We start from the raw sequence: 6,236 nt of genomic DNA, 5'->3' as shown, positions 1-6,236 counted from the left end.
GGACAAGCCCCACGACGACGGCAAGCGGTTCTCCAAGATGCTGCCTGCCGACACCCGCGCCGGCTGGTTCACGAAGGTGCCGCCGAGTCTGGTCACCTCCTTCGGTGGCTTCACGGTGGAGCAGGTGGCGGAGCACGCGCCGTCGCCCCAGCCGATCCAGGCCGGCATCTGCCAGAAGGTGACGCACGGCGCCCACGACGTCTTCCGGGGTTTGGCGGTCGGTGGCGGCTCGATGATCAATGCGGGCATCGCTGCCATCCCGACGCCGCGCCAGGTCGCCAAGGCGTTCCCCGATATCGGCAGCGACGAGTTCCTGCGCACCTATGTCGAACGCGCCAAGTCCGCGCTGAAGATCAGCTACCGCGACATGCCCTGGTTCGAGCAGGCCCCGTGCTTCCAATACGCCCGCGTCGGCCGCAAGTACGCGGCGGCGGCCGGCTACAAGGTCGACTACAACGGCAGTTCCTACTCCTTCGACTATCTGGTCAAGGAGGCGGCCGGACAGGTGCCGCAGTCCTCGCTGGCATTCGAGCAGCAGTTCGGCAGCAACTACGGCCGGTTCGGCAGCGTCGACCAGACCTACATTGCCGAAGCGCTCAAGACGGGCCACGTCACGCTGCGCCCGCTGACGGAGGTCACCTCGATCCGTCAGGAGCGTTCGGGTGAGTTCGTGGTGTCCACCCGCGAGATCGATCGCTGGGGAAAGGAGCTGTCGAAGACCGAATTCGGTTGTGACCAGCTGTATCTCGCGGCCGGCGTGCTCGGCACGACCAAGCTGCTGCTGAAGGCGCGGGAGACCGGTGACCTGGCCCGGCTGGGCGATCAGGTCGGCAAGGGCTACGGCAACAACGGTGACCTGATGGTCGGACACAACCTGGCCAAGAGCGATCCGGCGGGCACCACGCAATCCCTGATGGGCATGATCAACATCGACGGCCGCGACGACCCGGACAATCCGGTGTACGCCAGCATGTTCTCCATGCCGCTACCGGTCGAGACGTACCTGCTCGGCTACTACGTCATGGTCGATACGGGCGACCGCGCGGACATCACCTACGACCGCCAGTCCGACACCGCGACCATCCAGTGGACCGACGCCTTCGCCGCGAACAACGAGGCCAGGGCCAGGCTGGTGTTCGACAAGATCGTGCGGGCCAACAAGGTCGACTACCGCAACGACCTGTTCAGCGGAAGAGTCTTCGCGCCCAACACTGTCCACCCGCTGGGCGGCTGTGTGCGGGGCAAGGCCACCGACGCCTTCGGGCGGGTGAACGGCCACCGCAACCTGTTCGTCAACGACGCCTCGTTGATGCCGGGGCACCTCGGTTGCAACCCGTACATGACCATCACCGCGCTCGCGGAGCGCAACATCGAAGGCATCCTGCAGGGCCGCACCTAGGCCCGGTCGGCCAGGTGCGGCTCCCGCAGTCGCGTCAGCTGATGTCGAAGGCGCGGGCCCGCAGTGAACGCTCCACTCCCGCACGGCCTTCCACGACCAGGCGGCGCAGGGCCGGCGGCAGCTCCGGGTCGGAGAGGAACCGGTCCGCGGCGTCGAGACCGGCCTGGCTGATGTCCCATGCCGGGTACAGGCCGATGACGACGGTCTGGGCCACCTCGCTCGAGCGCCGCTCCCACACCCCGGAGATCGCCGCGAAGTACTGGTCCCGGAATGGCGCCAGCAGCTCGGTCTGCCCGGGCTGGACCAGGCCGCCGACGATGGCGCGCGTGGTGATGTTCGCCAGCGTGTCGTCCTCGATGACCTGTTGCCACGCAGCCTCTTTCACCGCCGCCTGCGGGCGGGCGGCGGTCGCGGCAGCGGCGTTGCGCTGACCGGCCGCCGTCGGATCCTGCTGGGCCTCGGTGTCGATGAACGGCGTCGCCACGCCGTCTGCGTCGATGACGCCCGCGCGGGCCAGCGCGGTGACGATGCGCCAGCGCAGATCGGTGTCGATCACCAGGCCCGGCATGTTCACCGCGGCGGGCTCGTTGTCCAGCAGTGTCGACAGCACCGCGATGTGGTTCGGCGCCAGCACCGACGTGCACAGCGCATTGATGTACGCCAGCTGGTGGTCCGATCCCGGCGACGAGTCCCGCGCCAGGTCCAGCAACGCGTCACCGAAAGCGGCCCAACCGATTTCGGCCGCCCACGCGGGATCGGCGTAGGAGGTCAGCGCGGTCTGTGCCTGCAGCACCAGCCGCTGGGCGACGCCCACCTCGGTCTCGGCGTGCAGGCCACTCATGACCAGTGCGACGAACTCGCGGGCCTTCATCTCGGCCTCGCGGGTCATCTCCCACGCCGCCGACCAGGCCAGGGTGCGGGGGAGCGGGTCCTCGATGTCGGCGATCCGGCTCAGCACCGTCTGCAGCGACGCGGGATCGAGCCGCATCGAGCAGTAGGTCAGGTCGTCGTCGTTGACCAGGATCAGCTTGCTGCGCGAAAGCCCGACCAGGGCAGGGACATCCGTCACCGGACCCTCGACGTCGAGTTCTTCGCGGTGCACCCGGACCAGCTTGCCGGAGCCGTCGTCGTCGTACAGCCCGACGGCCAGCCGGTGCACGCGGGTCTCACCGGCCCCGGGCGCCGCACCGCTCTGGGTGATGGCGAACCGGGTGAACGCGCCGGCACCGTCGACATCGAAGTCGGCCCGCAGCGTGTTCAGGCCCGTGGTCTTGAGCCACTGCTGGCCCCAGTCCGACAGGTCCCGGCCCGACGACTTCTCCAGTGCACCAAGCAGATCGGCGAACGTGGCGTTGTCGTAGGCGTGGTCGCGGAAGTAATCGCGCAGGCCGGACAGGAACGGCTCCAGCCCGACGTAGGCCACCAGCTGCTTGAGCACACTGGCGCCCTTGGCGTAGGTGATGCCGTCGAAGTTCACCTCGACAGCGGCCAAGTCGGGGATGTCGGCGGCCACCGGGTGGGTGGACGGCAGCTGGTCCTGCCGGTAGGCCCAGGACTTCTCCACGTTCGCGAAGGTGGTCCAGGCCTGCTTGTACTCGGTGGCCTCGGCCTGGCACAGCACCGAGGCGAACGTGGCGAAGGATTCGTTGAGCCACAGGTCATCCCACCAGCGCATGGTGACCAGGTCACCGAACCACATGTGGGCCATCTCGTGCAGCACGGTCTCCGCGCGGCGCTCGTACGAGTAGCGCGTGACCTTGGACCGGAAGACGTAGTCCTCCAGGAACGTGACCGCGCCCGCGTTCTCCATGGCGCCGGCGTTGAACTCCGGCACGAACAGCTGGTCGTACTTGCCGAACGCATACGGCGTGCCGAAGTTGTTGTGGTAGAAGGAGAATCCCTGCTTCGTCTCGGTGAACAGCCGCTCGGCGTCCATGTACTCGGCCAGCGACGCGCGGCAGAAGATGCCCAGCGGAATGTCGCCGTGCTCGTCGCTGTAGACGTCGTCCCACCGGGCGTAGGGGCCGGCGATCAGGGCAGCCAGGTAGGTGCTCATCTTCGGGGTGGTGGCGAAGGTGTGCTTGCCGCCTTCGGCATTGACCGTCGCGCCGTTCGAGATCACCTGCCAGTGCGCAGGTGCGGTCACCGCCACGTCGAAGGTGGCCTTGAGGTCCGGCTGGTCGAAGCAGGCGAACATCCGCTTGGCGTCAGCGGTTTCGAACTGTGAGTAGAGGTAGACCTCGCCGTCGACGGGGTCGACGAAGCGGTGCAGCCCCTCACCGGTGTTGGAGTAGCGGCAGTCCGCGTCGACGACGACGACGTTCTGCTCGGCCAGCCCGGCCAGCTGCACGCCCGTTGATTCGTCGTACGCGGACACGTCGATGGGCAGCCCGTTGAGGGTCGCGCTGCGGAGGGTGTCGGCGGCGATGTCGATGACGGTGTTGGCGCCGGGCAGGGCGCTGAACGTCACCGTGGTCACCGACCGGAAGGTGCGCTCACCAGGTGCACCGGCACCGTCGGTGAGGTCAAGATCGATGCGGTAGTTGTCGACGGTCACCAGTGCGGCGCGCTCGGCGGCCTGGTCGCGGGTCAGGTTCGGAAGTGCCACGTCACCAACTTAGGGGACAACTGGTAGCCGTGACCGGGAACATAGGGACGCCGGGCATAGTTGTTCGCAACGGGATCTGTACCGAGCGCAAAAGGAAAAGACGAATGGCCGACTCTGCCGTCACCAAAGATGTCGCGGGATTCTGGTTCGATCCGCTGTGCCCATGGGCCTGGATCACCTCGCGCTGGATCCTCGAGGTCGCGCAGGTCCGGGATGTCGACGTGCAGTTTCACGTCATGAGCCTGGCCGTGCTGAACGAGGGCAGGGACCTGCCCGAGCAGTACCAGGAGATGATGAAGCTGGCCTGGGGTCCGGTGCGCGTCGCGATCGCTGCTGAAGAAGCGCTCGGTTCCGACGTGCTGGCGCCCCTCTACACCGCGATGGGCACTCGGATTCACAACCAGGGCAACAAGAACTTCCCCGAGGTCATCGCCGAGTCCCTCGAAGAACTCGGGCTGCCTGCCGAGCTGGCGGAGGCGGCCACCAGCGACAAGTTCGACGAGGCGCTGCGCAAGAGTCACCACGCCGGCATGGACGCCGTCGGCCCCGATGTGGGGACGCCGACCATCCACGTCAATGGCGTCGCGTTCTTCGGTCCGGTGCTGTCGCGTATCCCGCGCGGTGAAGAGGCCGGCAAGCTCTGGGACGCGTCGGTGATTTTCGCCTCCTACCCGCACTTCTGGGAGCTCAAGCGCTCCCGCAACGAGGCTCCCGAATTCGACTGAGCGCAATCGGCCGCTAGTCACGCTCGCCTGGGTCGGCACAGGTAATCTCGTCGGCGTTCCGCAAGGAACGTCTGGACGCCGTTACGGTGGTCAGACACATCCGAAACATGAGCCACAACGATGCAACTGGTGGGGAGCGACGTGCCGACGGACAGTTTCGTCCTTCGACGTGCGGGTTTGAGTAGGATGCGCTGATGTCGCTGGAGACGGGCGCAACCTTCGCCGGGTACACCGTGCGCCGGTTGCTGGGCTCAGGGGGAATGGGCGATGTGTACCTCGTCCAGCACCCCAGGCTGCCCCGCCTCGACGCCATGAAGGTGCTCCGGGAAACCGCCTCCGCCAACGACGAATTCCGCATCCGGTTCGAGCGCGAAGCCAATATCGCCGCGGGCCTGTGGCATCCGCACATCGTCGGCCTGCACGACCGCGGCGAGTTCGAGGGCCGGCTGTGGATCACCATGGACTACGTCGACGGCACCGACGCCGCGCAGCTGGTCAAGTACGAGTACCCGAACGGGCTGCCGCTGGAGCTCGTGGTCGCGATCGTCAAGGCCATGAGCTCGGCCCTGGACTACGCGCATCAGCGTGGATTGCTGCACCGCGACATCAAGCCGGCCAACATCCTGCTGAGCAACATCGACACCGACGAGCGGCGAATCCTGCTGAGTGACTTCGGCATCGCCCGCCAGATCGGTGAGGTGACGGGCCTGACGTCGGCCAACCTGGCGATCGGCACCGTCTCCTACTCGGCGCCCGAGCAGCTGATGGGCGGCGAGATCGACGGCCGCGCCGACCAGTACGCGCTCGCCGCAACCGCGTACCGGTTGCTCACCGGCCAGACGCCCTACCAGGACACCAACCAGATCGCGGTGATCAGCCAGCACCTCAGTGCGACCCCGCCCAAGGCCAGCGATCTGAAGCCGTGGCTGCAGCCGCTGAACGACGTGCTGATCACGGCCATGGGCAAGTCGCCCGATGACCGATTCGATTCCTGTACCAAGTTCGCGCGGGCTTTTGAGCGGCAGGCCGAACTGGTCACCGAGTCACCGACGCTGAACCTGCGCACCGCCGAGTTGCGGCTGCCGACGGTCAAGCCGGCCGAGCCCGCGCCGCCGGTCGCCGAGACGCCATCCGCTCCCGAGGTGACGCCGCCGCCGGCCGAGCCGGTGACGCCGCCGCCGGCCGAGCCGGTGACGCCGCCGCCGGTCCCGGCCGAGTCCTCGGCACCTCCGGCACCTCCGGTCCCGGTCGCTGAACCCGACCCCGTCGAGCCGCCGGAGCCCGAACCGGTCGCGCCGGAACCTGTTGTCCAAGAGCCCGTTGCGCAGCCCCCGGTTCCGGAACCACCCGCGCCACCCGTGCCGCAGCCACCGTCCGAGCCGGTCTCGGAGCCGGTCTCGGAGGCGACGCCGACGCCCGAACCGGTTCGCCCGGAGGCGACGCCGACGCCCGAACCGGTTCGCCCGGAGCCGACGCCGCCGCCGGCGCCGGCGCCAACAACCGA

At 67.8% G+C, this 6,236-nt stretch carries 4 protein-coding genes; 3 read left to right on the top strand and 1 reads right to left on the bottom strand.

Going from position 1 to position 6,236, the window contains the following annotated elements; genetic code table 11:
* A partial coding sequence (locus tag TL10_RS29140; protein ID WP_043988418.1) for a GMC oxidoreductase occupies positions 1–1,399 on the top strand: 1,399 nt, incomplete at its 5' end.
* 34 nt (positions 1,400–1,433) lie between these two features.
* Here TL10_RS29140 and pepN read toward each other — a convergent pair.
* Positions 1,434–4,007, bottom strand: a complete 2,574-nt coding sequence (gene pepN / locus TL10_RS29135; protein ID WP_043988417.1) for an aminopeptidase N — start codon at positions 4,005–4,007, stop codon at positions 1,434–1,436.
* A gap of 104 nt (positions 4,008–4,111) precedes the next feature.
* Between pepN and TL10_RS29130 the strand changes: the two genes are divergently transcribed.
* Together TL10_RS29130 and TL10_RS31100 are read left to right on the top strand one after the other, a co-directional pair.
* Positions 4,112–4,732: a mycothiol-dependent nitroreductase Rv2466c family protein gene (locus TL10_RS29130; protein WP_043394324.1), complete on the top strand. Its 621-nt coding sequence runs from the start codon at positions 4,112–4,114 to the stop codon at positions 4,730–4,732.
* A 194-nt stretch (positions 4,733–4,926) separates the two neighbouring features.
* Positions 4,927–6,236: serine/threonine-protein kinase (locus tag TL10_RS31100; protein ID WP_052506586.1), on the top strand; the 1,310-nt coding region annotated here is incomplete at its 3' end.

This window comes from Mycolicibacterium llatzerense (assembly GCF_000878195.1).
GTDB classification, from domain to species: Bacteria; Actinomycetota; Actinomycetes; order Mycobacteriales; family Mycobacteriaceae; genus Mycobacterium; species Mycobacterium llatzerense.
This window is presented reverse-complemented; position numbering and strand designations above follow the sequence as displayed.

Excerpts from the sequence above, each read along its gene's own strand:
- TL10_RS29130 (WP_043394324.1), top strand. The coding sequence starts at position 4,112 with ATGGCCGACTCTGCCGTCACCAAAGATGTCGCGGGATTCTGGTTCGAT.